Origin of the sequence: Nocardia sp. NPDC050175 (assembly GCF_044459885.1) — a bacterium.
Classification (GTDB): Bacteria; Actinomycetota; Actinomycetes; order Mycobacteriales; family Mycobacteriaceae; genus Nocardia.
Window position 1 is genome coordinate 293,023 of record NZ_JBITJI010000001.1, and the last position, 24,727, is coordinate 317,749.

22 protein-coding genes are annotated in these 24,727 nt (G+C 67.6%); 12 read left to right on the plus strand and 10 right to left on the minus strand.

Annotation, left to right across the window (positions count from 1 at the left end; genetic code table 11):
- The first annotated feature begins 6 nt into the window (after nucleotides 1-6).
- From kdgD to ACIBK2_RS01310, 7 genes are all read left to right on the plus strand, one after another.
- The gene (kdgD, locus tag ACIBK2_RS01280) at nucleotides 7-936 is read left to right on the plus strand and encodes a 5-dehydro-4-deoxyglucarate dehydratase (protein ID WP_396962339.1); all 930 of its coding nucleotides are present in this window, start codon (nucleotides 7-9) and stop codon (nucleotides 934-936) included.
- On the plus strand, nucleotides 933-2,069 hold the full coding sequence (locus tag ACIBK2_RS01285; RefSeq protein WP_396962341.1) for a mandelate racemase/muconate lactonizing enzyme family protein: 1,137 nt from the start codon (nucleotides 933-935) through the stop codon (nucleotides 2,067-2,069). The genes kdgD and ACIBK2_RS01285 overlap by 4 nt, the downstream gene beginning before the upstream one ends.
- A 15-nt stretch (nucleotides 2,070-2,084) precedes the next feature.
- On the plus strand, nucleotides 2,085-3,536 hold the full coding sequence (locus tag ACIBK2_RS01290; protein ID WP_396962343.1) for an aldehyde dehydrogenase (NADP(+)): 1,452 nt from the start codon (nucleotides 2,085-2,087) through the stop codon (nucleotides 3,534-3,536).
- The gene (locus tag ACIBK2_RS01295; protein ID WP_396964001.1) at nucleotides 3,533-4,813 is read left to right on the plus strand and encodes a glucarate dehydratase family protein; all 1,281 of its coding nucleotides are present in this window, start codon (nucleotides 3,533-3,535) and stop codon (nucleotides 4,811-4,813) included. The genes ACIBK2_RS01290 and ACIBK2_RS01295 overlap by 4 nt, the downstream gene beginning before the upstream one ends.
- Before the next feature lie 124 nt (nucleotides 4,814-4,937).
- A complete protein-coding gene (locus ACIBK2_RS01300) occupies nucleotides 4,938-6,332 on the plus strand; it encodes an amidase (protein WP_396962345.1) in 1,395 nt (464 codons plus the stop codon).
- Nucleotides 6,333-6,360: 28 nt separating this feature from the next.
- Nucleotides 6,361-6,843: a pyridoxamine 5'-phosphate oxidase family protein gene (locus ACIBK2_RS01305; RefSeq protein ID WP_396962347.1), complete on the plus strand. Its 483-nt coding sequence runs from the start codon at nucleotides 6,361-6,363 to the stop codon at nucleotides 6,841-6,843.
- Between the two features lie 78 nt (nucleotides 6,844-6,921).
- On the plus strand, nucleotides 6,922-7,446 hold the full coding sequence (locus ACIBK2_RS01310) for an Lrp/AsnC family transcriptional regulator (RefSeq protein WP_357384102.1): 525 nt from the start codon (nucleotides 6,922-6,924) through the stop codon (nucleotides 7,444-7,446).
- A 44-nt stretch (nucleotides 7,447-7,490) separates the two neighbouring features.
- Here ACIBK2_RS01310 and ald read toward each other — a convergent pair whose 3' ends face one another.
- Nucleotides 7,491-8,597, minus strand: coding sequence for an alanine dehydrogenase (gene ald, locus ACIBK2_RS01315; protein WP_396962350.1), 1,107 nt, complete (start codon nucleotides 8,595-8,597; stop codon nucleotides 7,491-7,493).
- Between the two features lie 251 nt (nucleotides 8,598-8,848).
- Between ald and ACIBK2_RS01320 the strand changes: the two genes are divergently transcribed.
- From ACIBK2_RS01320 to ACIBK2_RS01335, 4 genes are all read left to right on the plus strand, one after another.
- Nucleotides 8,849-9,490, plus strand: coding sequence for a GntR family transcriptional regulator (locus ACIBK2_RS01320; RefSeq protein WP_396962352.1), 642 nt, complete (start codon nucleotides 8,849-8,851; stop codon nucleotides 9,488-9,490).
- The gene (locus tag ACIBK2_RS01325) at nucleotides 9,490-10,713 is read left to right on the plus strand and encodes an MFS transporter (RefSeq protein ID WP_396962354.1); all 1,224 of its coding nucleotides are present in this window, start codon (nucleotides 9,490-9,492) and stop codon (nucleotides 10,711-10,713) included. Before ACIBK2_RS01320 ends, ACIBK2_RS01325 begins: the two co-directional genes overlap by 1 nt.
- A 275-nt stretch (nucleotides 10,714-10,988) precedes the next feature.
- Nucleotides 10,989-11,363: an RNHCP domain-containing protein gene (locus tag ACIBK2_RS01330; protein ID WP_396962356.1), complete on the plus strand. Its 375-nt coding sequence runs from the start codon at nucleotides 10,989-10,991 to the stop codon at nucleotides 11,361-11,363.
- Between the two features lie 10 nt (nucleotides 11,364-11,373).
- Nucleotides 11,374-11,784, plus strand: a complete 411-nt coding sequence (locus ACIBK2_RS01335) for an RNHCP domain-containing protein (RefSeq protein WP_396962358.1) — start codon at nucleotides 11,374-11,376, stop codon at nucleotides 11,782-11,784.
- A 51-nt stretch (nucleotides 11,785-11,835) separates the two neighbouring features.
- On the opposite strand, the gene ACIBK2_RS01340 is transcribed toward ACIBK2_RS01335, so the two are convergent.
- The 5 genes from ACIBK2_RS01340 to ACIBK2_RS01360 all read right to left on the minus strand — a co-directional run bounded on the left by ACIBK2_RS01340 (nucleotide 11,836) and on the right by ACIBK2_RS01360 (nucleotide 17,223).
- Entirely contained in the window at nucleotides 11,836-12,678 is an 843-nt protein-coding gene (locus tag ACIBK2_RS01340) for a hypothetical protein (RefSeq protein ID WP_396962360.1), read from the minus strand.
- A 132-nt stretch (nucleotides 12,679-12,810) separates the two neighbouring features.
- Nucleotides 12,811-14,265, minus strand: a complete 1,455-nt coding sequence (locus ACIBK2_RS01345; RefSeq protein ID WP_396962362.1) for an FAD-dependent oxidoreductase — start codon at nucleotides 14,263-14,265, stop codon at nucleotides 12,811-12,813.
- Between the two features lie 364 nt (nucleotides 14,266-14,629).
- Nucleotides 14,630-15,061, minus strand: coding sequence for a GNAT family N-acetyltransferase (locus tag ACIBK2_RS01350; protein ID WP_396962364.1), 432 nt, complete (start codon nucleotides 15,059-15,061; stop codon nucleotides 14,630-14,632).
- A gap of 111 nt (nucleotides 15,062-15,172) precedes the next feature.
- Nucleotides 15,173-16,555 carry an ATP-binding protein gene (locus tag ACIBK2_RS01355; RefSeq protein ID WP_396962366.1) on the minus strand — a complete coding sequence of 461 codons (1,383 nt, stop codon included), beginning with the start codon at nucleotides 16,553-16,555 and terminating at the stop codon, nucleotides 15,173-15,175.
- A complete protein-coding gene (locus tag ACIBK2_RS01360) occupies nucleotides 16,552-17,223 on the minus strand; it encodes a response regulator transcription factor (protein ID WP_396962368.1) in 672 nt (223 codons plus the stop codon). The genes ACIBK2_RS01355 and ACIBK2_RS01360 overlap by 4 nt, the downstream gene beginning before the upstream one ends.
- 89 nt (nucleotides 17,224-17,312) lie before the next feature.
- Here ACIBK2_RS01360 and ACIBK2_RS01365 point away from each other — a divergent pair, with 89 nt between their 5' ends.
- Complete coding sequence (locus ACIBK2_RS01365) at nucleotides 17,313-19,268, plus strand: glycoside hydrolase (protein ID WP_396962371.1); 1,956 nt, start codon at nucleotides 17,313-17,315, stop codon at nucleotides 19,266-19,268.
- Nucleotides 19,269-19,330: 62 nt separating this feature from the next.
- Here the strand turns inward: ACIBK2_RS01365 and ACIBK2_RS01370 are convergent, their stop codons facing one another.
- The 4 genes from ACIBK2_RS01370 to ACIBK2_RS01385 form a co-directional block, all read right to left on the minus strand.
- The gene (locus ACIBK2_RS01370; protein ID WP_396962373.1) at nucleotides 19,331-20,596 is read right to left on the minus strand and encodes a cytochrome P450; all 1,266 of its coding nucleotides are present in this window, start codon (nucleotides 20,594-20,596) and stop codon (nucleotides 19,331-19,333) included.
- 115 nt (nucleotides 20,597-20,711) lie between these two features.
- Nucleotides 20,712-22,082, minus strand: a complete 1,371-nt coding sequence (locus ACIBK2_RS01375; RefSeq protein WP_396962375.1) for an FAD-dependent oxidoreductase — start codon at nucleotides 22,080-22,082, stop codon at nucleotides 20,712-20,714.
- Nucleotides 22,079-23,299, minus strand: a complete 1,221-nt coding sequence (locus ACIBK2_RS01380; protein ID WP_396962377.1) for a cytochrome P450 — start codon at nucleotides 23,297-23,299, stop codon at nucleotides 22,079-22,081. Before ACIBK2_RS01380 ends, ACIBK2_RS01375 begins: the two co-directional genes overlap by 4 nt.
- Nucleotides 23,300-23,330: 31 nt before the next feature.
- Nucleotides 23,331-24,569: a cytochrome P450 gene (locus ACIBK2_RS01385; RefSeq protein WP_396962379.1), complete on the minus strand. Its 1,239-nt coding sequence runs from the start codon at nucleotides 24,567-24,569 to the stop codon at nucleotides 23,331-23,333.
- Nucleotides 24,570-24,727: the final 158 nt, after the last annotated feature.

Consider the following 24,727-nt stretch of genomic DNA (forward strand, 5'->3'; position numbering starts at 1 on the left):
AACAGAATGTCTCATCTATCCGCTGAAGAACTAGGGCCCGCGCTGGGCCAAGGGCTGTTGTCGTTCCCGGTCACGCATTTCGATGCCGACCTCGCGTTCGACGAGGCCGCGTATCGCAAGCACATCGCCTGGCTCGCACAGTACGACGTCGCCGGCCTGTTCGCCGCGGGCGGCACGGGCGAGGGTTTCTCGCTGACGCCGTCCGAGATAGATCAGGTGGTGCGTGCGGCGGTCTCCGAGACCGGCGGCCGAGTACCTGTCATCGCGCCTGCCACCGCAGGCACTGCGGCGGCCGTCGAGCAGGCCCGAGCGGCGGAAGTCGCTGGGGCCGAGGGCATTCTGTTGTTGCCGCCGTATCTGACCGAAGCAGGCCCGGAGGGTCTGATCGAGCATGTCGCCACGATCTGCGCGGCCACCTCACTCGGCGTCATCTTCTACAGCCGCGCCAACGCCACCTGCAACGACGTGACCTTGGCACGAATGGCCGAACGCTGCCCGAACCTGGTCGGCTTCAAGGACGGTGTCGGCAATATCGAGACGATGACCCGGATCTACGCGCGGCTCGGCGACCGGCTCACCTACATCGGCGGGCTGCCGACCGCCGAGACCTTCGCCCTCCCGTACACCGAAATGGGCGTCACCACTTACTCTTCCGCGATCTTCAACTTCATGCCGGAGTTCGCGCTGGCGTTCTATCGCGCCGTGCGGGCGCGGGACCGGGACACTGTCTACAAGCACCTGCGCGAGTTCGTGATCCCCTACCTCGACATCCGCGACCGACGTCCCGGTTACGCGGTATCCATCATCAAGGCCGGGCTGACCGCGATCGGCCGTCCCGCCGGTCCGGTGCGGCCGCCGCTGACCAACCTCACCGAGGAGGAACGCGCCGAACTCGGCACGCTGATCCGGTCCGTCACCGGAGCGGACGCGGCATGACCGGCGCGGCAACGCTGGACACCATCACCGATGTCACCATCTCGTCGGTCACGCTCCCCCTGCCGACCGGCATCAGCGACGCCAAAGTCCTGACCGGTCGACAGCAGCCGATGACCGAGGTGGCGGTGCTGTTCGCCGAGATCACCACCGCGTCCGGGTTGGTCGGCCTGGGCATCAGCTACTCGAAAAGAGCTGGCGGCCCAGCGCAATTCGCGCACGCCCGTGAGCTCTCCCCCGTGCTGCTCGGCGAGGATCCCAGTGACATCGCCAAGATGTGGGACAAGCTCATGTGGGCGGGCGCGTCGGTCGGTCGCAGCGGGCTCGCGGTGCAGGCGATCGCGGCGTTCGATATCGCGCTGTGGGACCTGAAGGCCAAGCGCGCCGGGCTGCCGTTGGCCAAACTGCTCGGGGCGCATCGCGATTCGGTGCGCTGCTACAACACCTCCGGCGGCTTCCTGCACGCGCCGATCGAGGAGGTGCTCGACCGGGCGACGGAAGCGCTCGCGAACGGGATCGGCGGCATCAAACTCAAAGTGGGCCATCCGGACAGCGCCGTCGACCTGGCGCGGGTGACGGCGGTGCGGGAGAAGCTCGGCGACCGGGTGCCGTTGATGGTCGACGCCAACCAGCAGTGGGATCGGGCGACCGCGCGCCGGATGTGCCGGGCGTTCGAGCCATTCGGGTTGGTATGGATCGAAGAACCCTTGGACGCCTACGATTTCGACGGCCACGCCCGGCTCGCATCGACCTTCGACACCCCGATCGCGACGGGTGAGATGCTGACCAGCGCGGCCGAGCACGCGCAGCTCATCCGGGCGGGCGGGGCCGACATCGTGCAGCCCGACGCGCCACGGATCGGCGGCATCACCCCGTTCCTGCAGGTGCTGGCAATGGCCGACAGCGAAAACCTGCAACTGGCCCCGCATTTCGTGATGGAGGTGCACGTCCACCTCGCCGCGTCGTACGCACGCGAGCCCTGGGTCGAGCATTTCGAATGGTTCGATCCGCTCTTCAACGAGCGCCTGGAGATCGCCGACGGACGGATGCACCTGTCGGCCCGTCCCGGCCTCGGCGTCACGCTCAGCGACCGAGCCCGTGCCTGGACCATCGCCGAATACTCGGCCCGCGCCTGACCTTTCGGAGGAATCATGGACACCGACCCGAACGACCTAGCCCGAATCATCGACGCGGCAGCGGAATCCGCCGCCGCGCTCGCCGACTCCACCCCGGCCGACCGCGCGCGCTGGCTCGCACACACCGCGGACGCGATCGATGCCGCCGCCGACGAGCTGGTCCCGCTCGCCGCCGAGGAAACACATCTCCCGGAAAACCCGCGCCTGCGTGGCGAATTGGCGCGTACCACCTTTCAGCTGCGCCTGTTCGCCGAGGTGCTCGCCGATGGCGAGTTCCTGCGCGCCACCGTCGACCACGCCGACCCGCAGTGGCCGATGGGCCCGCGACCGGATATCCGTCGCAGCGTCGTGCCGATCGGTCCGACATTGGTGTTCGCCGCGAGCAACTTCCCGTTCGCGTTCAGCGTTGCGGGCGGCGACACCGCCTCCGCGCTGGCCGCAGGCTGTCCGGTCGTGCTCAAGGCGCACCCCGGGCATCCGCAGTTGTCCACGCGCACCGGAGCAATCGTCCGCGAAGCTCTGATCGAGGCAGGCGCACCGCACGGAATCTTCGAGCTCATCCACGGCATCGACGCAGGCACCACCGCACTGCGCCACCCTGCCATTGCTGCGGCGGCCTTCACTGGGTCAGTGCCGGGCGGACGGGCGCTGTTCGACATAGCGGCCGCACGGCCTCGGCCGATCCCGTTCTACGGCGAACTCGGCAGCGTCAACCCGGTCGTGGTCCTGCCGGAAGCCATTCGCGCACGCAGCCGCCAGATCGTGGCGGGCTTCCTCGGCTCGTTCACCCTCGGCGCCGGACAGTTCTGCACCAAACCCGGCCTGCTGCTGCTGCCCGCAGGCCATGGTCTCACCGACGCACTCCGCACGGCCGTTCGTGACGCACCCGGGCAACGACTGCTCAATGACCGCATTGCCGACGGCTTCCGAACCCGAGTCACGAGCCTGGGCGAACATCCCTCTGTCACAGCGCTTTCCCTGCCTGACATCGAAGCCGACCTGCTCGCACCGACGCTGTTGAAGGTGTCCGCCGCCGACTTCCTCGCCGGTAGTGAGCTGCTCCACCAGGAATGCTTCGGTCCCGCCGCGCTGATCGTCGAATACGCGAATTCCGCTGAGCTACACGCACTTCTCGTAGCGCTCGAACCAGGTCTGACCGCCACGGTCTTCGCAGAGGACAGCGAGATCGAGGAGGTCCGCCCGCTACTGCCCGCGCTCACGGCGCTCGCCGGACGCCTGATCTGGAACGACTGGCCGACCGGTGTCACCGTCACCTGGGCCCAACAACACGGCGGCCCGTACCCCGCCACCACTGCCCCCACCACGACCTCGGTCGGCACCGCCGCGATCGACCGGTTCCTGCGCCCCGTCGCCTGGCAGGGCTTCCCCGACAGCCTGCTCCCGCCCGCCCTACGCGAGGACAACCCGTGGCGCCTCCCCCGCCGCATCGACGGAAAGCGTGACTGACCATGTCCCCTGTCATCACCGACGTCCGCCTCACCCCGATCCTCATCGCCGACGCACCACTGCTCAATGTCGGTGGCGTACACCAGCCGTACACGCCACGACTGATCGTCGAGATCGAAACCGACAGCGGCACGGTCGGTCTCGGCGAGACCTACGGCGACCACCAATACCTGTCCCGCGCAACAGAACTAGCGCAGCACCTGGTCGGCATGCCGGTGGCCGCCATCAATGCGATCCGCTTGCTCGGCGCGGGCGACACCCGCCTACTCGATGACAACCCGGTCGCAGGCGGCCTGCGCGGCACGCTGACCACCGACAAGGTCCGTCTCAGCGTGATCTCGGCCTTCGAGACTGCGGCACTCGACGCGCACGGCCACGAGCTCGGCTTGCCCGTGCACGCCTTGCTCGGCGGCAAGGTACGCGACCGCGTCGACTACTCCGGCTACCTGTTCTACAAGTGGGCCGACCACCCGATGCCGGACACCCCGACCGACGAGTGGGGCGAGGCGCTCGACCCCGACGGCGTCGTCCGGCTGGCCGAAAAGTTCAGCGCCCACGGCGGATTCCGCTCTTTCAAGCTGAAGGGCGGTGTGTTCCCACCCGAGGAAGAGGTCGCCGCGATCACCGCGCTGGCCAAGGCCTTCCCCGAACACCCACTACGCCTCGACCCCAACGGCGGCTGGTCTCTGGTCACCGCGACAACCGTCGCCGAACAACTCACCGGCATCGTGGAATACCTCGAAGACCCCACCGCCCGCGTCGACGACATGGCCGAACTCCACCGCCGCACCGGAATGCTCTTGGCCACCAACATGATCGTCACCGCCATCGACGAAATCCGCCCCGCCTTCGACGCTAACGCGGTCCAGGTCGTGCTGTCCGACCACCACTTCTGGGGCGGCCTGCACGCCACCTGCGACCTCGCCGCGATCTGCCACGCCTACGGCAAAGGCATCTCGATGCACTCCAACACCCACCTCGGCATCAGCCTCGCCGCGATGACCCAGGTCGCCGCCACCGTCACACACCTCGACTACGCCTGCGACACCCACTACCCGTGGCAGGCCGAGGACGTCATCACCACACCGTTCACCTTCACCGACGGTGCCATCGAGGTCACCGACACCCCAGGCCTCGGCATCGAGCTCGATCGGGACGCGCTGGCGCGACTGCACGAACGCTGGCAGTCCATGCCCGCCTTCCGCGATCGCGACGACGTTGCCGCCATGCGCGCCGCCGATCCCGAATACCGCCCACCCAGTTCGCCGAAATACTGAACTCCTTGTGATCCGCATCCGTATTCATTGCGAAATGGTCATACGGCTATCTACTGTCGGGTCTTCGGCCCGACGGTTCAGTCGTGCTGGTCACGCGGTGCTGTGTGGCCGAGAGGAGCGGTAGATGGATCTCCAGGACGTCGTAGCGGCGGGTGTGCTCGAGCAGCGAGAGCTGCTCGACCAAGGAGTCCTGTCTTCGCAGGAGCTGGTCGCCGCCACGCTGACCGGCATCGACGCGGCCGCTGACCTGAATGCGTTCACTCAGGTGCGCCACGAGCAGGCCAGGGCCGAGGCCATCGAACGGGACCGCGAGCGTGCCGCAGGCAGCGTCGGCCCGCTGCACGGCATCCCGATCGCGATCAAGGACGAGATCGACGTCGCCGGTCTGGTCACCACCTTCGGCACCCGAGCCAACTCGACGCCGGCCAAGGCCGACGCCGAGGTCGTGCGCCGGTTGCGCGCTGCAGGCGCCGTCATCGTCGGCAAGACCACGATGCCCGAATTCGGGCAGTGGCCGTTCACCGAGTCGAGCACCTACGGCGTCACCCGCAATCCCTGGGATCGGAACCGCACGACCGGCGGTTCCAGCGGTGGCTCGGCCGCGGCGGTCGCGGCGGGCTTGGTCCCGGTCGCCATCGGTAGCGACGGCGGCGGCTCGATCCGGATCCCCTCGGCCTGCTGTGGACTGTTCGGCCTCAAGCCGCAGCGCGGCCGGGTGCCGGTCGCGCCGTTCGAGCACCTCTGGTGGTCGCTCGGGGTCACCGGACCGCTGACCCGCGGCGTCCTGGACTCAGCGATCGTGTACGACGTGATCCGCGGCAACACCCCCAACGACCGGTTCACCGCACCGGAGCCGGTGATGTCGTTCGAACAGGCCGCGCGGCAATCCGCCACCTGCCTGCGCATCGGCTACAGCACCAAATCGCCTAACGCACTGGCGAAACCGGATCCCGAGCACGTGCGCGCGGTCCACGACACCGCGAAACTGCTTGCCGACCTTGGCCATTCGGTGTTCGAGGTCGACCCGAACTACCCGGAATCACTGCAGGCCTTCTTCCCTCAGTTCTTCGGCGGCGTGCGCGACGAAGCCGACCATGTCGAGCATCCGGAACGTCTCGAACGCCGCACCCGTCAGACCATCAGAATGGGCGCCTGGGCCCGGCGTCCGGTCGTCGAATGGGCCATCCGGCAGGGTGAAGCCTTGGCGCGCAAGGTCGATCGGATCTTCGTCGACTGCGACCTGCTGCTCACCCCGACCCTCGCGGGCCGACCGCCGCGCATCGGCGCACTCGACGGTGCGAGCACCGTTCGCGCTCAGACCCGGTCCATTCCGCTGGTGGCCTACACGACGCTGTGGAACGTGACCGGTCACCCGGCGGCGTCGCTGCCCGCGGGCATCGGCGCGGACGGCCTGCCGCTCGCGGTGCAGCTGATCGGCCCCAGCAACGGCGAAACGACCATCCTCACCGTGGCCGCGCAACTGGAACAGGCTCGGCCGCACGCTCGACCGGTGGTCTGAGGCCCGGCGCGACGCTACAGTGGCCGATGTGAGCGAATTGGGCGATATCGCACCACGTTTCGTGGAGTTGGCGCACGGCATTGTCTGGTCAACCGTGTCGACGACCGATCCGGCGGGCCGCCCGCGCAGCCGCATCCTGCATCCGATCTGGCAGTGGGACGAGCAGGAGCTGACCGGGTGGATCCTCACCGGCAAGACCCCGCCCAAGGTGGCGCAGCTGGCCCATAGTCCTTATGCGGCATGCAATTACTGGGCGCCGACGCACGACACCTGCCTCGCGGAGTGCGCGGCCGAATGGGTCGACGACCTCGAGACGAAGACGACGGTGTGGGAGCTGTTCCGGAGCACACCGATGCCGCTCGGCTACGACCCCGGCGGCATCGGCATCCCCGGCTGGCACGGGCCGGAGTCGCCCGGTGTCAACCTGCTGCGACTGCGTCCGTGGCGGCTGCGCGTGCTGCCGGGGAAAGACTTCCTCGCGGGATTGCCCGCCACCTCTTGGCGCGCATAACTACAACGAGACCCCAGTTCGGCGAAGATCATTCATAAATAAGGCGGATTTACGAACAAGATTCTGTACGGTCGAGGTATGCGTAAGAGTGATTCACCCGGCGGCTCGACCCCACCCGTGTCGCCGATCCACCCGCCGGCCGGCGTACCGATCGATGATATCGACCGAATCCTGCTCGACCAGCTCGCGCGGGACGGCCGGATGACGAACAACGCGCTCGCCGCCGCGGCGGGGATCGCGCCGTCCACCTGCCTCGGGCGGGTGCGCGCGCTGGTGGAACGCGGCGTGATTCGCGGGTTCCATGCCGATATCGATCCGGCCGCGCTCGGCCGGAGCCTGCAGGCCATGATCGCGGTGCGGTTGCGTGCCAGCGCACGCCAGCACCTGGCCGAATTCGGCGAGCAGATGTCGGAATTCGAGGAGGTGCTCAACGTGTACTTCATCGCGGGCGCCGACGACTACCTGATCCACGTGGCCACCTCGCACACCGACGAGCTGCGCCGGTTCGTGCTGAACAACCTCAGCGAGCATCCGGCGGTCGCCTCGACCGAGACGATCCTCATCTTCGAGCACATGCGCCCGCGAACGAATCCCACTACGTGACAAAGGCGGCCGACCCACCGGGTCGGCCGCCTTTGCGAAACGTGTTACGCAACCAGGCTTTCGGCCACGTAACCGTGCGCGGCCGCGACGGAAGCGGACAGCAGCACACCACCATGCGTACTGAGACCGTCCGCCAGGCCCTGATCCTTGGCCACCGCCTCGCGCCAGCCGTGCTGGGCCAGCGAGACCACGTACGGCAGCGTGGCATTGGTGAGCGCGACGGTCGAGGTGTAAGGCACCGCGCCGGGCATGTTGGCGACGCAGTAGAACACCGACTCGTGCACCCGGTAGGTCGGGTCGGCGTGCGTTGTCGGCCGCGAATCCGCGAAGCAGCCGCCCTGGTCGATGGCGATATCGACCAGCACCGAGCCCGGCTTCATCTGCGCGACAAGGTCATTGGAGACCAGCGTGGGCGCCTTCGCGCCGGGCACCAGCACCGCGCCGATCACCAGATCGGCCTCACGCACCGCCTTTTCGACCTCGAGCCGGTTGGACATGATGGTGCGCACCTGGCCCTTGTACTGCGCGTCGATCTCGCGCAGGCGGGCGATGTTCAGGTCGAGCACGGTCACCTCGGCGCGCATGCCGTGCGCGATGGCGATCGAGTTGCCGCCTGCGACGCCCGCGCCGATCACAACCACGTTGGCGGGCGGGGTGCCGGGCACGCCGCCCATCAGCACGCCGCGGCCGCCGCCGTTGCGCATCAGGTGGTAGGCGCCGGCCTGCGGGGCCAGCCGGCCCGCGACCTCGCTCATCGGGGCCAGCAGCGGCAGCGAGCCGTCGCGGCCGGTGACCGTCTCGTAGGCGATCGAGGTGATGCCGGAGCTCAGCAGCGCGTCCGTGCACTCCTTGGAGGCGGCGAGGTGCAGGTAGGTGAACAGCACCTGGCCTTCGCGCATGCGTGAATACTCTTCGGCGACCGGCTCTTTCACCTTGAGCACCAGTTCGGCGGTGCCCCAGACCTCGTCGGCGGTGTTCAGCACCCGCGCGCCTGCGACGGTGTATGCCTCGTCCTCGAACGCCGAGCCACGACCGGCACCGGACTCGATGTACACCTCGTGCCCGCGCGACACGAGCTCGTGCACACCGGCCGGGGTAATGGCGACCCGGTACTCGTGGTTCTTGACCTCGCGGGGGACCCCGATCTTCACCTGCGCTCCTGAATGTCGATGGATGTCGATAGTCGATCCGCATAATATGGACCGTTACTGCTAAAAGTATGAAGATCATGCAAGATCAGGTCTATATCTTTGAAGATAATTCTCATATCTGGCTCAAAGCCGTCGAATACTCAGATTGAACCCAGCGCGAGCACCCGAGCCCGCATGATCTTCGGTCGGCAGGGCTCCCGGTAACAAACCTCACAGTCGGTTAACCGCCGATCGCCCCTAAGATACAACTTGTGTCTAAGACGTATTCATCGGCTGAGCAGGCCTATCGCAAGGTCAAGGAACGCATCCTGACCGGCACATTGGCCGGTGGCGAGTTGATCAGCGAGGGCGAGATCGCCGCCGACCTCGGCACGTCGCGGACGCCGGTGCGCGAGGCGTTCCTGCGGCTGGAGACCGAAGGATGGATGAAGCTCTACCCGAAGCGGGGCGCGCTGGTGGTGCCGATTCCGCCGGACGAGGCCGAGCACGTCGCCTACGCCCGCTATGTGGTCGAGGCGGCCGCGGTGCGCGCGCTGGCCTCGACCGATCGCACGGCGCTGACGTCACTGTTCCGTTCGTCGCTCGACCGGCAGCGCGAGCTGGCCGCGGCCGGGGATCTCGACCAGTTCGCGCTCGTGGACACCGACTTCCATCGCTCGTACGTGATCGCGGCGGGGAACCCGCTGCTGGCCGCCTTCTACGACTCGCTGCGCGAGCGGCAGCGGCGGATGAACAGCGTCGCGCTGCGCCGCGGCCCGATCGACATCGACCGGATCATCGAGCAGCACGCTCACCTGGCCGGGCTGATCGAAGCGGGCGAGGTGGACCGCTTCACCACCGCCTTGGCCGAGCACCTCTCCGGCGTGCACCAACTAGAACTACGAGGACTGTGATGGCGACGCTCACCACCGCGGTCCGGTCCGCGCCCACCGAGGTCGCGTCGAAGGCGTGGTGGGGTGTCGCCGCCACGATGTTCGCGATCGCCTGGGGCGGAAACGAATTCACGCCGCTGCTGGTGATGTACAAGAATCACGGGCTGGCCGCCACCACGGTGGATCTGCTGCTGTTCTACTACGTCCTCGGTATCGTGCCCGCGCTGCTGATCGGCGGGCCGCTGTCGGATCGGTTCGGGCGTCGCGCGTTGCTGCGGCCCGCGCCGCTGATCAGTGCGGCGGGCTCGCTGTTGCTGGCGTTCGGCTCGGCGTCAGTACCGGTGCTGTCCGCCGGACGAGTGCTGTGCGGAGTGGCGCTCGGGCTGGCGATGGCGGTGGGTAGCAGTTGGTTGAAGGAGCTCGCGCAACCGCCGTTCGGGCCCGCGCTGCCCGGTGGCACCGGGGCGCGACGCTCAGCGATGAGCCTCACCGGCGGTTTCGCGGTCGGCGCGGGATTCGCTGGGATACTTGCCCAGTGGGCGCCTTGGCCGAACACGCTCGCTTATCTGATCAATGTGACGCTATGTCTGGTCGCCGCACTGTGGGTGGCACGAGCGCCGGAAACGGTACTCCCCCAAGAGACTCCGGGCCGCTTGATCGATGACCTGAAGGTGCCCGCGGCCGCGCACCGCCGATTCCGTTGTGTGGCACTGCCGGTCGCGCTGTGGTTGTTCACCTCCGCCGGCACCGCGTACGCGATCATGCCGACGCTGATGGCGCCGCACATCCACGGCGCGCCGATCGCGTTCTCGGCGCTCGTCGGAGTCATCACGCTGAGTTGCGGTTTCGCGATCCAGTCGGTGGCGCGGCGGATCGACAAGCCGGGCACCGCACGCGCGGCCGTCGTCTCGCTCGTCTTCGTGACCTGCGGAATGGTCATGGCGGCTTGGGCTTCCGGTGCGCTGACACTCTGGGCGACGCTGGCGACGGCCGTCGTTCTCGGCGCGGGATACGGCATCGGGCTGGTCGCCGGGCTCCAAGAGATCGAACGGATCGCGCGCCCAGACGATCTGGCCGGACTGACCGCGGTGTTCTACTCGGTCAGCTACCTCGGCTTCGGCGTGCCCGCCCTGCTGTCGTTCCTGCATCAGCAGTTGAACTTCGGCTACCCCGACATGTTCGCGGTCGCCGCACTCGCCGCGGCAGGCAGCCTGGGGCTCGTGATCCGCAACTATCGCGCTTGATCGCCGCCCGCCAAAATCAGTGGCGGCCGCCGCGACGCCGTTGCTACCGTTGCTCCCGCGCTGGTAGAAGCGCCCGAGCGATCGGTTACCGGGCCGACGGCCCAGGAAAGAGTGTCTATGCCCCGGACTGCGCCGAGCGCGCCTCACCGCGTCGAGTCGAACCATGTCGGTTCGTCCGCGCCCGCACAGCCAACCGCCGCTTAAACAAGCTCCGAGGCGCGCTCGGCCTGCTCCTGCTGTTACTGCATTCAGCCCTCAGCAAAGGAGTAATCCGGGTGTCAGACAACACCTCTCACGGTCCGAGCGCAGCACTGCGCACCGACACTTTCACCTGCGTCCGCTGCGGCCTCGTCGTGGCGACGCTCGCGCCGGACAACAGTTGGCGCAACCACTGCCCGAGTTGCTTGAACTCGCGGCACACCCACGACCACGTCGAGGGCGGCCCCTCCGACTGCCGCGCCAGAATGGCGCCGCTGTCGATCGCCGTGCTGCGCACCGGGGAATGGGCCGTGGTGCATCGCTGCACCCGCTGCCACGAGCTGGCGCTGCACCCTGTGTGTGGCGACGACAATCAGCTCATCCTGATGCGCATGGCGGTCCGCCCGCTGGCCGAACCACCGTTCCCGCTCGAAGTCTTCGGCGATCTGTAGGGGGTGCGACATGCCACGCAGGAAACCGGCGGGCCGCCGCCCGCAACGCGCAAAGGACGTATTGCACGGTCGCGCAGGCGAATCCGGCGACGCGTTCCGTTGCATCGGGTGCCGGATGGATGTGCCGATCACCGCGCCGGGCACCGCCCACCGCAACCACTGCCCGCACTGCCTGACCAGTCGTCACGTGGACCGACGCGTCCCCGGCGACCGTGCCGAGCAGTGCCGCGGGCGGATGGACGCGGTGAGCATGTCCGCGCGGGACAACGGCGAATGGCAGCTCGTGCACCAATGCCAGGCCTGCGGTTCCCTCAAGGCGAATCGGATAGCGGGCGACGACAATGCTCTCGCGTTGATGCGAATAGCGTTGCGTCCGTTGGCCGATCCGCGTATCGGGCATCGTGCACTGCTGGCGCTGTGACGGTTGTCCGGTGTCTACCGCGCGATCGGTAGGCACCGGATCTCCACCGGCTCAGGAGGATTCGCTGAGCAGCCCGGCCGGTTGGATGTCGGACTGGAGTGCGCGGCGCACGTGCGCGGCTTCCGCGTCCAGTGCGGCGGCCTGTAGGTAGGCGGCGGTGGTTTCGGCGAGCAGGGTGGTCCAGCGAGTGACGCGTTCGGTGCGGTGGGCGAGTTCTCGTTCGGCCGCGGTGTCGTCGTCGCTCGCGGCCGCCTGTGCCGCGCGGAGCTTCTGCTCGGCGCGGAACTGGAGTTCGCGGCAGTGGTCGGGATCGAAGACTTCCGAGCGGATGTCGGCGGCTTCGGCCTCCAGTTCCGCGATGCGGGCCAGACGGGGATCGGACTGGTCGATCGTTTCGTCCGGAGTCCAGTCCTCCTCGGTGGATTCCCATGGAAGGTCGAAGGTTTCGTCGTTCAGCGCCTTCTGTTCGAGGAACCGACGGTGGTCTTCCTCTGCCCACTCGAGGTAATCGCGATACTCCGCCATGTCCGTGTCGGTGATCGGGCGATGCCGCGGATGCGCGGTCATCGACACCGCGATGCTGGCGTCCGCATAGCGCAAATTCACGGTGACGACGGTGACCGGGTGTGGTTCGGTCCGCTCCTCCACCCGCGCCATCATCACCTCGTAACGATGCTCCTCCACCGCACTGTCGCACGCCTGCTCGAACACCCCGCAGGCGATCTCGTAATGCTGACCCGCGGTACTACCGGTCAGTGGATGCGCCTCACCTAGGCGGGTCTCACCCGACTCGACCGTCACGCCGTCATGAACGACTTCCCAGATGTAGGACTCGCCGAGCTCGTCGGCGGACGTCCCCGGCCGCGCCTCGGTGGTATCGCTGACGTCGTGCACAGTCCGCTCCCATCTCCTGGAACATGGCGGGGCGGCCTGACTTCGCCAATGCCGTCCCGCTGGCGGTTTGCACGCCTATATTTCTCCATCCGAGCCCAGCACGCCAGCGGCAAATCTGGGGATCTTCGCGCGTTACGCCGCGACGGCGACCGCATCGGCCAATGCCGTGGCGATCGACTCGCCGTACGCACTGATCTCGGCCCGGATCGCCTGCTGCGCTTCGGTGCTTTCGCCGCGCAGCAGCGCTTCGAGCATGGTGCCGTTGACCACCTCGCTCGGCGAGACCAGCAGTCCGGTCAGCGCGAAGTAGCTCAGGAAGGTCGGATCGAACGCCGATGTACCGGTGAACTGCTGGGTCATCCGCTCGAGTGCGAGATCGAAGTACTTGTGCAGCAGCGCAACGTTTTTGAAGGGCCGACCGCCGGTGTGCTCGACGCCCGGCCAGCGGAGATCCTCGAGCGAGCTGAGCCACCAGGCCGGGTACGAGGCGCGCTGTATCCGTTCGAGCGCGTCCCGTTCGAAGCCCGGGCCGTCGTATTCACCCAAACAGGCGGCGATGCTCTCGGCCTGAATGGCGGCCACCGTCATGCCCTGTCCATAGATCGGGTCCACGGTGGACAGCGCGTCGCCGAGCGCGAGCAGCCCGGCCGGCCACCGTTCCATCCGCTCGTAATGCCGCCGGACACAGACCGGAATGCGGAACCCGCGCGGCGCGGTCAGCGGTTCGGCGTCACGCAAGGCCTCGGCCAGGCCGGGATCGATGAGTTCGGTCAGGCCTTGATCGAACCCGGTGGCATCGGTCGGCGGATAGTGACCGCCGATCCCGGTCAGACACGTGCTCCACACGTCACCCTCGATCCGCTTCAACACCCCACCGGCCGGATTCCCTGTGGTGCAGTCGTTTTCGATCACCAGCAAGGTGGGCACGTTCGGCCGGGCGGGCACCCGGTAGTAACGGGTGCTGTAGCCGATCCCGGACGTGACGACCTCATCCGGCGGCACGCCGTATCCCAGCGCCGAAAGCCATTGCGGCAGTTTCGAAGACCGCCCACTCGCATCGACCACCAGATCCGCCGACAGGGTGTTCGTATGCTCGGACCGACTGCCGTACCGGCACTGAACGCCCGTGATCCTGGTCCGCTCGTCATCGGCACACAGCTCGACCACCGTCTGCCCATATACGAAGTGCACGTTGATGATCGAGGCCACGCGCGCACGAATAGCCTGCTCCACCAGCCCTCTGCTGTAGACCGCCCCCTGCTCCGGTGCGGGCATCGTCATCGCCCCATAACGATTGATCCAGGTCAACGTCCCCTCCGTCAGCGGAAACGCGCCAAGCCGCAACACATCATCGAGAAACCCCGGAAACAGCTGCTCGAGAATCACCTCCCCACGCGGCAACATCTGGTGCAGATGAAACGACTGGGGAACCCCGGGCCGCCGTACCCCCGCCCCCGGCTCACCATCCCGATCCAGCACCACAACCTCCGCGTAGTGGTCGGAAAGCGCTCGCGCCGTGAGCAATCCGGCGATCCCACCCCCGATGACCACGGCCTTGTCCCGTCGACCCGCCTGCAAGCTATCCATGGCATCAACGTTAGGTGCGCCCATCCCACCCCCACCTCATACCGCAGCATGAAGACCACATAACACGCGAGTATGAGCCGCCGGAACTAGTGCTGGACGGCCAGCCGGACGCCGAGCCCGATGAAAATTCCTCCGGTGGCGACTTCGATCCGCCGACGCGCGGCGTGGCGAGCAGCCCGGCCCGCGGACCACCACGCATCCCGCAACCGAGGACAAAGAGCATGTCCGGGCCCAGCATGATCATCGCGAGGAACGTGGTCGCCACGAAGGCGAGGAGAAGATTCTGGTCGACCGGCATCGACCGATTCTCGCAGCACAGCTCATATCCGGCGACACACTTTCGACCGTGCGGTCGACCGGGACGTCACTGAGCGACAGGCAATATCGCGACGATATAGGTGATATCTCGACCGTTCTGCACGCAGTGATGCTGGTCGCGCTCAACGAATCCGAGCTGGCGGACGAGTTGCCTGCTTCGGAGGTTCCAGGCTTGGATGGCCGCGCGGATCGGCGTCGCTGGGTTGACCCGGCGCAGATGTGCGAGCACAGTGCCGCCGAAGTCCAGGCCGTGACCTCGGCCGACCCATTTCGGATCCATGCCTGCACCGAGGTCGATCACCTCGGGTTCCGCACCGAGGCCGGGAACTCGCGCCTCCGCTCCGGTGCAGAAGAATCCGACGATCCGGCCGGTGTCGCCATCGGCCACGGCCGTGTACCCGTCCGCGGCGTTCGGCGGGTCATCGGCAGCGGCGAGGTTATAGATCCCCCATGGGCCGTCGTACTGCCAGCCGGCCACCTGGTGAGCGTCGCCGCACGTCAGGGCACGCACTATCAGGCGATCGGGCCATCCATCATGCATTTCGCCATCGTCTCGCAATTGTCCGTTGGGGTCGAAGCAGTTTCGTGCTCACTGCGATTGAGGGGCCGCCGTTGGGAACGTCAGGTGAAAGATGGTGCCGCCGTTCGGGGCTGGTTCGGCAGCGGGGATGGCACCGTGCAGGTCGGCGACCTGTTTGACGATGGCCAGGCCCAGGCCGTGGCCGGGTTTGGTGCGGGCGGTGGTGGAGCGGTAGAACCGGTCGAAGATGTGCGGGAGGTCGGCGGGTGGGATGCCGGGGCCGTGGTCGCGGACTGTCAGGTCGTTGTGGTGGAGGGTGACGTGGATGACGCCTTGGGGTGGGCTGAATTTGGCGGCGTTGTCGAGGAGGTTGGTGATGGCGCGGGTGAGGCGGGCCGGTGCGCCGTAGATGGTGGTGGGATCTAGCTCAGACTCGAATGTCATTGTGGGCCAATGTCGCTCGGCGGTGCGTAGGCAGTCGACGACCAGCAGGTCGAGGCGTAGGTCTTCGAGGGATTCTGGGGCTGCGGATGGGTCGTCGGCGCGGGCTAAGTCGATGAGATCGGTTACCAGGCCGGAGAGTTCGTCGGACTGGGTGCGTAGGGCGGATGCGGTGGCGTCCAGTTGTTCGGTGCTCAGGCGAGAGGCTCGGCGGAGTAGGTCGATGTTGGTGCGGAGGGCGGTGAGTGGAGTGCGGAGTTCATGGGAGGCGTCGGCGATCAGGCGGTGTTGGGCGGCGCGGGAGTCGCGTTCGGCGGTGAGGGCCTGATCGAGTTCGTCGAGCATGGCGTTGAAACTGGTTGCCAGACTTTGGAGTTCGTTGGGCCCGGGGATGGTGATGTGGTGGCGGGGATTGCGGGTGTCGGCGATGCGTTCGGCGGCGGCGGTCAGGGTGGTGACAGGGGCGACGGCTCGGAGGGCGACGATGAGACCTGCGGCGATGGCGAGCAGGGTGCCAGTTGCCGCTGCGGCGAGGAGGGCGTAGGCGACGCGGCGGAGGCTGGTGTCGACAGGGTCGGCGCGTTGGGCGATCTGTACTGCGGTGCCGGAACGTAGTGGGGCGGTGTACATCCGGAGTGGGTAGCCGTCGAGGTCGATGTCGGTGAAGAACGCCGACCGGGTTCCAGCCGCGACCGCAGTGGTGGCGGAGTCGACGGGTAACGGCTGATTCGGGTCGTGCTCGGATTCGATGCGCCCGTCGGCGGCGACGACCTGGACGCAACTCGGGGCGATCAGGTATCGGCAGGGCCCGGAGGCGGTGGCGACGTCGGCGTCCGTCGCCATGGTGCGGCTGATGCGGGTCGCCTCCCGGCGCAGGCCGAGGTCGAGGGAGCTGTCGAGTTCGTGGGCGACCACGGCGTAGGCGGCCAGGCCCATGCCCGCGAGCGCGAGTGCGATGGCGGCGACGCAGAAGAGCGCGATGCGGGCGCGCAGCGAGCCCGGCAGCCTCACGGCGGGGCCAGCCGGTAGCCGATGCCGCGCAGGGTGTGGATGAGCCGGGGTTCGTGGTCGGCTTCGAGTTTCCGGCGCAGGTAGCGGATGTAGACCTCGAGCGAGTTCGACGTCGAGCCGAGGCCGGCGCCCCAGACGCGTTCGATGAGTGTCTCGCGCGGCAGTGCCTGGCCCTCGTTGCGCAGCAGCACCTCGAGCAACGCGAACTCGGTGCGGCTGAGTTCGACGAGGCGGGCGCCGCGGCGGACCTCGTGCGCGGTGGTGTCCATCACGAGATCCGCGCAGGACAGGACCGCGCCGTCGTCGGGATAGGTGCGCCGGACCAAGGCGCGGACACGAGCAAGCAGCTCGTCCAGGTCGAACGGTTTGACCAGATAGTCGTCCGCGCCCGCATCGAGGCCGTCGACCCGATCGGCGACAGCGTCCCGCGCGGTGAGCATCAGGATCGGCGTGCGGTCCCCACGCGCCCGCAGCCGTCGGCAGGCCGTCAACCCATCCATGAACGGCATCAGCACATCCAGCAGCACCACCTCCGGCTGCCACCGCTCGATCTCGGCGAGCGCCGCGGCACCGTCGCCCGCCGCGCGCGTCTCATAGCCCTCGCTGTCCATCGCGCGCACCAGGGCCTCGCGGACCGCGTCCTCGTCATCCACTACCAAAACGCGCATCTTTCGGATACTACGGATCGGATCGGCGCAGGCCCGGGACCCGACGTCGTCTCATCGAACTCTCATCCGGCTCCGGAACCGTGCCCGGCATGAGACGTCGGAGCATCGAGCGAGGGATCGCCCTCACCACCGCGGTGCTGATCGCGGGCCTGACCATCACGGCCTGCGACAGCGACACCGCGAGCACGCGACCGGAGCAACGCGGCAACCACGTGCTGGTGCCGATCGACGGCGGCCAGGCGGACGTGGACACGACATCCCTGTCAGTCACCGGCGTCACCGGCGACGGAACGCGCATCGCGATCTCCGACAGCGCGGTGGGTGGCCTCGGCACGGCAGGCCCCATTCGGATCAGCGGCGATCTGGCGACGTGGACGTATCCCGATAAGGGATTGACCGTCTCCGCCGACGCCGCCGACGGCCGGCTCCGGGTCGTCCTGCGCAGCGACCGCGACGAGCGGCTGACCTGGCCGGTGACCGGCACCGACCCCGCCGCAACAGCACTGCAGCTGCCGCGCGGCGAGGGCCTCTCGTTGCCGGTGACCGATCCGTTCTGGAACTCCGCCGACGCCGCACTCGTCGACAGTCCCATGGACCTCAGCTATGCACTCACCATGCCGTTCTGGGGCAACAGCATTGGCCAGCGCGGCGTCAGCTACATCACGCCGACCGACATCGGCACGACCTTGACCGTGACATCGATCGACGGAAAACTGCGGGCACGGGCTGAACACGAATTCGACGCCAGCGCCGACACCCGCACCTACCAGGTGAGTTTCGCTCTCACCGATTCGTCTCCGGTGGCCGCGGCCAAGGATTATCGCGCGTGGCTGATCCAGCACGGCCAGTTCCGATCACTGGAAGACAAGATCCGCCAGAATCCCTCGATCACCAAGCTGCTCGGCGCTTTCCACGCCTACGTGTGGGGCGACGGGCGATCACCGGATGCGGTCCGGCGGATGCGTGAGCTCGGGCTGAGCCGAATGTGGCTGGGCGATGGCTCCGGCGGCGAGCCGATGTCGCGCGCGACCATCGACGCGGCCACGCAGGCGGGATACCTTGCGGGACCCTACGATACGTACTACAACGCCCAAGATCCCGCCACCGCCGATGGTCCCGAGTCGATCTGGCCCGACGGCGTGTGGCCGACCGGCTGCGTCCACGACGCCGCCGGGGCGCCGGAGGCCGGTTTCCACGATCGCGGCTGCTACCTCAGTTCCGAAGCGCTGGCCCGGAATCCGCAACTGCTCGATGACCGGTATACGAGCATGACCGCCAACGGCGCGAACACCTACTTCCTCGACGTCGACGCCTCGGGCGAATTCTTCGACGATTACAGTCCCGGCCATCCGATGAATCAGACGCGCGATCGCGACAACCGGCTCGCGCGGATGCGGCGGCTCGCCGAGGACCGCAAGCAGGTGCTCGGATCGGAGTCCGCGGGCTCCTGGGCCAGCACGGTCGTCGCGTTCAGCCATGGCTCGCAGACTCCCGTCTCCGACCTGCTGTGGAAGTCCGAGCGCGACAAGGAAACCTGGGGCGCCTGGACCCCAGAGCGCGCACCGCGGTTGTTCTTCCAACCCGCCGAACTACCCGCCGCCGCGGCCAAGGCCATGTTCGACCCGGCCTACCGAGTCCCCCTCTACGAAACCGTCCTGCACGACTCGGTGATCAACCTCGACCGCTGGGAACTCCCGTACTACAAACTGCCGCAGCAACAAACGATGCGCGCACTGACCGCGATCCTGAACAACACCCCACTGAACTTCGTACTAGACCAGGAGCAACTCACCACCCATGGCCCCGAAATCGCCCGCCTGCAAGAATATTTCGCACCACTGCACGAGGCAGTAGGCACCGCACCGATGACCGACTTCCAGTGGCTCACCGAAGATCACCTGGTGCAGCGCAGCACCTTCGGCGACGGCAAGCTAACAGTCACCGCCAACTTCGGCACCCAAACCTACCGCGATCTTCTACCAGGCTGTGTCGATGCGAAACTCGCGACCGACAGCACGCCGAGACGACTCTGCCCCGGAAAGTAGCCGCCAACACGAGGGACCCGGCGCCCCTCCGGCTCCGGGTCCCTCGCACCGACCGGGGTCGGTCAGGCAGGCGTGAATCGCGTTGGGAGGGACTCCAGTCCGCGGATCACGACGTTCGGCTTGTAGGGCGGGGTGTCGGTGAGGAGGTCGATGGTCTTGACCTTGCGCAGCAACACTTCCAGGAGGACTTCCATCTCCAGCAGGGCCAGCGGTGCACCCAGGCAGTAGTGGATGCCGAGGCTGAAGCCGAGGTGCTTCTTGGCCGGGTTCTTCGGGTCGGAGTAGCGGGCGACGTCGACTCGGTCGGAGTCGACGTAGGCGGCGTCATCGCGGTTGGCCGAATTGATCAGCACCACAACGCCTTCACCGGTTTCGAAGTCGTGGCCCGCCACGGTGATCGGCCGGGTGGCGGCCCGCGTGGTGATCTGTACCGACGGCTCCAGCCGGAGCAGCTCGTCCGGCGCGGAGGCACACAGTTCCGGACGCGCTCGCAGCGCGGCGATCTGGTCCGGATTACGCATCAGCTGCAGCATGCCGGTGCCGACCAGGTTCGCCGTGGTCTCGTGGCCGGCCACGAAGGTGGTGATGCAGGTGGCCAGCAGTTCCTGCTCGGTGAGCACATCGCCGCGATCCTCGACCTGGGACAGCACGCTGAGCAGGTCGTCCTTCGGGTCCTTGCGCCGCTCGTTGAGCAGTTCCCGGAAGTAGCCCATGAAGCCGCGCGATCCGGCGCTGCGCGCCTTCAAGGCTTCCTCGGGCAACGTGTAGTCGTGGTCGAACCCGCGCGCCAGGTCCTGCGACCACTGGTGCACCTGGCCGTAGGCCTCCTTCGGCACGCCGATCAGCTCGCAGGCGATGATCAACGGCAGCGGGTAGGCGATGAACTCGATGAGATCGAATTCGCCTGCCTCCAAGGCCTTGTCGACGAGTTGCTCGGTGAGCTCCTCGATGCGCGGCCGCAGCCTGGTCACCATGCGCGGGGTGAACCCCTTGGTCACCAGGTTGCGCAGCCGGGTGTGGTCCGGCGGCTCCATCCAGAGGAACGAGGTGGGCAGCTCCTCGGGCGCGTCCTCCGGCGACACCGTGGGATGCATCATCGCGGCCTCTTCCGCGTGACTCCACGCGGTCGTCGACAGCACGGCGACGCAGTCGTCGTAGCGGGTCAGCAGGCGATGACCGAGCGGGGTCTGGTGGACCCGGCCCGCCTCACGCAGGACACGGGCGGGGGTATACGGGTCGGCTCTGCCTTCAGGGCCGAACAAGTGGGCGATCGCGGTCTGTACGGAATCCTGTTCCGCGACAGCCGTGCTCGCGTGCGACGAGTCCATGTCGAGTTGGTCCCTCCTGTGCGGTGCACCGGCGAGCTGCCGGTGCTGCCGGTCGTTCGGAATGCTCAGCGTTCGAAATGCGTAGGGAGGTGCGGGCCCGCGACGCTGCGGGTCGTCACCTCGTCGGCTCGATGGAAATCGGTGTGCGGTCGGCGGACGGTTGTGCACCGAGGTCGACGACGGCTCTGCCGGTGCCGCGCAGCAGGATTCGGCTCGCGACGCGCGGATGCAGCAGTGCGGTCGTCGGTTCGACGAGGTTGGCTACGCGCATGAACGTCCGCGCGACCAAGGGATCTACATGCGCGGCCCGATGGACGCGCGCGACGTAGGCGTTGGTGAGGCGGGTCCGCGGCGTCCGCGGGCCGAGCACGCCGGGATGGCTGAGGTCCGCGCCTGCCGCGAGTTGCCAGGCGACATCCACGACTTTGCCTGCGGCGGAATAGAACCGGGCAGGCAGCTCGGCCTCGGCACCGCCGCTCAAGCAGTCACGCAGTGCGAGGGCCTGCTGTGCGGCCACCGCCATGCCCTGGGCGTACAGCGGGTTGAAGCTGCACAGCGCGTCGCCGAGCACCAGAAAGCCTTGCGGCACAGCGTCGAGCCGCTCGAACCGACGGCGCACCGGCGACCGGAACCGGTGCGGCACAGCATCACCGAGCGGTTCGGAGGTGGTCACGATCTCGTGGATATCCGGCGCCGAGATTGTGCTCGCGAACGCCGCGAAGCCGACGGGATCGGTCGGCGGATGGTCGCCGAGCATCCCGGCCAGGGTGACATGCCAGCGGTCGCCCTCGACCCGAATCGACCCGCCCCCACGGCCGTTCGCACCGGTCGAGATGATCACCGATGAGTGACCGTCCAATTGTCCTGGCGTGCGCCGGAACATCCGGGACGCGTACCCGAGGTCGACCTCGAGCTGGTCCTCCCCCGGTGCCTGCGCGCCGAGTGCGGTGAGCCACACGGGCGCCCGCGAACCACGGCCGGTCGCGTCGACCACTAGATCGGCCGGGTACGCCTGCGTGCCGAACTCACCGGAAACCGACACCGCACGCACCCGTTGGGCGTCGCCGATCAGTCCGCGAGCGGCCCCCTCGCACAGGCGAACCCCCGGCGCGGCCAAGGTCCGTTGCCGCAGAACCGATTCCATCAGCGGACGCGTTGCCATCACCGAGGTGAGTCCCGTCGAGGTGGGCGCCACTCGCAATCCGCCGACATACCAGCGGGTTCCGACCAGCGCCTCAGCAGTGGTCGCGCCACGTTCGGCCATCTCGGAGGTGAACCCCGGATACAGCTGTTCGATGATCGTCCGACCGCGATCGAGCAGCCCGTGCAGATGCCGCGCCTGCGGCACCCCGCGCCGCACATCGGCACCCTCGACGTTGTCCCGCTCGAAGATGGTGACCTGCGCGAAATGATCGGAAAGCACCCGAGCCGCCAGCAATCCGGCGACACCCGCCCCGAGCACGACCGCGTGCTGCGACGCTGTCACAACGTCACCGGCAGGGCCAGAATCCCCCGGTGAATCAGGCTCGGCTGGTACTCGACGGTGTCGGTCGCGAGCGCCAACTTCGGGGCTTCGTCGAGCAGCTGACCGAGCGCCGCTTCGGCCTCGATCCGGGCGAGCGGCGCGCCGACGCAGTAGTGGATGCCGAGACTGAACCCGAGATGCTTTCGGGCGGGCCGGTTTCCGGCGTAGCGGGTGATGTCGAACGTGTCCGCGTCCGGGAAGACCCGATCGTCGCGGCTGGCCGACGCGGTCAGCACGACAACGCCGTCGCCGCGCTGGAACCGATGCTCGCCAACCGTGTTGTCCGCCAGCGCAACCCGAATGGTGAACTGCGTCGGCGCGTCGTAGCGCAGCATCTCCTCCAGCGCCGGGCCCATCAGCTCCCGGTTGTCCCGAAGCAGCGCAAGCTGTTCCGGATTGCGCAGCAGCGCGAGCATGCCGTTGCCGATCAGGTTGATCGACGTCTCCATGCCCGCGACCAGGGTGAGCAGCGCGATGCCGATCACCTCGGGCTCGGTCAGCTGGCCCGCTACGCTCGCGGCGACCAAGGCGCTCAACAGATCCGGCGTCGGGTTCGCCTTCTTCTCCTGGATCAGCCGGGAGAAGTAGCCCATGCACTCCATCGCCGCCATGCCCCGCGCGGCCACATCGGCCTCACCGAGCAGCGAATCCGGATCACTACCCCGGGCGATCGCCAACTGCCACTGCCGGAACAGCGCGCCGTCGGCCGGATCCGCGCCGAGCAGCCGCACCGGCACCATCGCCACCGCCAGCGGCACGGCCAGCCCGTTCAGCACGTCCAGTTCACCACGACGCAGCGCCGCCTCGACCAGATCGCGCACGACCTGCCCGGCCAGGGGCACCATCTCGGCCATCATCTTCGGCGTGAACGCCTTGGCCACCAGCTTGCGGTAGCGGCCGTGCTCGGGCGGGTCCATCCGGACGAACGAGCCGGGGATCGCGGCGGTGGTGTCGCGGAACGGGCTGATGCCCGCGGCGTAACCGTGTCCCCAGTCGGAGCCGGTCAGGATGGCCGCGCACTCCTCGTAGCGAGTGATCAAAGTGACCGGTACGTCACCGAATTCGTAGGGGAACAGCGGCGCGGCGTCGCGCACCCGGCGATAGGCGGGATACGGATCGGCCCGCTCGCTCGGCTCGAAGGCGTCGAAGGTGACGTCGGCGGGAACGGCAGTGCTCATCGTGGCTCCTGGTTCAGTGCGCGGCCGTGCCTCATCTGCTTTCCAGCCGGACGCGAAGTTGCGACATGCCGCGCACGACCACATTCGGCCGGTACGGCGGTTCCTCGAGCAGAGTCATCGCCGCGACCCGTTGCGTGATGGCGCGCAGCACCACCTGCATCTCCAGCCGGGCCAGTGGCGCGCCGAGGCAGTAGTGCAGGCCGAGCCCGAAGGACAAGTGCCGCTCCGACTTTCGGCCACGGGCATAGCGGGCGATGTCGAAGCGATCGGCGTCGGGGAAGGCGAGCGGGTCTCGGTTGGCCGAGGCGAGCAGCACGATCACCGCGTCGCCCGGCGCGAAAGTGCGCCCGGAGAGGGTGATTTCGTCGTGCGCGGTCCTGGTGGTGAGGTGCACGGGCGCGTCGTAGCGCAGCACCTCGTCGACCGCGGGCTCACACAGTTCGGGATAGGCGCGCAGCCGCTCGAACTCGTCCGGGTTGCGGATGAGCGCGAGCACGCCGTTGCCGATCAGATTCACGGTGGTCTCATGCCCGGCCACCACGAGAATCAGCAGCGTGCCGAGCAATTCGGTGGAGGTGAGCCTGGCCCCCGCGTCGTCGGCCAGCACCAGCGCCGTGATCAGGTCTTCGCGCGGGGTTTTGCGCCGTTCCTCCACCAATTCGCCGAAGAAGTCCAGGAAGGCATACACGGCGGCGGTCCGCGCCGCGAGTTCGTCCGGGGACAACAGCACATCGGGATCGAGGCCACGGGCGATAGCCGTGGAAATCTCGCGCACATGGTCATGCGACTCCGCGGGCACACCGAGCAGCTCGCACACCATGGTCAGCGGCAGCGGATAGGCCAGCGCATCCAGCAGATCCACGTCGCGCTCGGCCAGCATCTTCGCCATCAGGTCGTCGACCAGTTGCTCGGCCCGTTCCCGCATGCCGCTGATGGTGCGCGCGGTGAACGCCTTGCTGACCAGCCCGCGCAGCCGGGTGTGGTCCGGCGGCTCCATCCACAGGAACGAGCCGGGCAGCTCGACATCGCTGTCGCCGTGCAGCAGCTGCGGTTCCTCCGCATGGCTCCAGCGCGGGTCCTGCATGATCGTCTGCGCCTCGTGGTGGCGGGTCACCAGGTGCATGTCGTGCGGGCCCGGGACGAACGGCCCGGCGGCGCGCAGCACCTCGTAGCTGCCATACGGGTTGTGCCGCATGTGCGGTGCGACGCTCTCGATGACCGCCAGCTGGACCGGGGTCAATTCCTCGACCGCCGAATGGTCGGAACTCACCGGCAACTCCTGGATAACTGGAAAACGGGATAAATTGCGGTAGCGAAAGCAATTCCGCGGTCCATCGTCGGGCTTCCCGACACCTCGGAGCGGCGGCGATCACCCGTTCCTATCGAGCTATAGCCGAATTCCTTTATCGTGCACTGCGATTGGTTGAT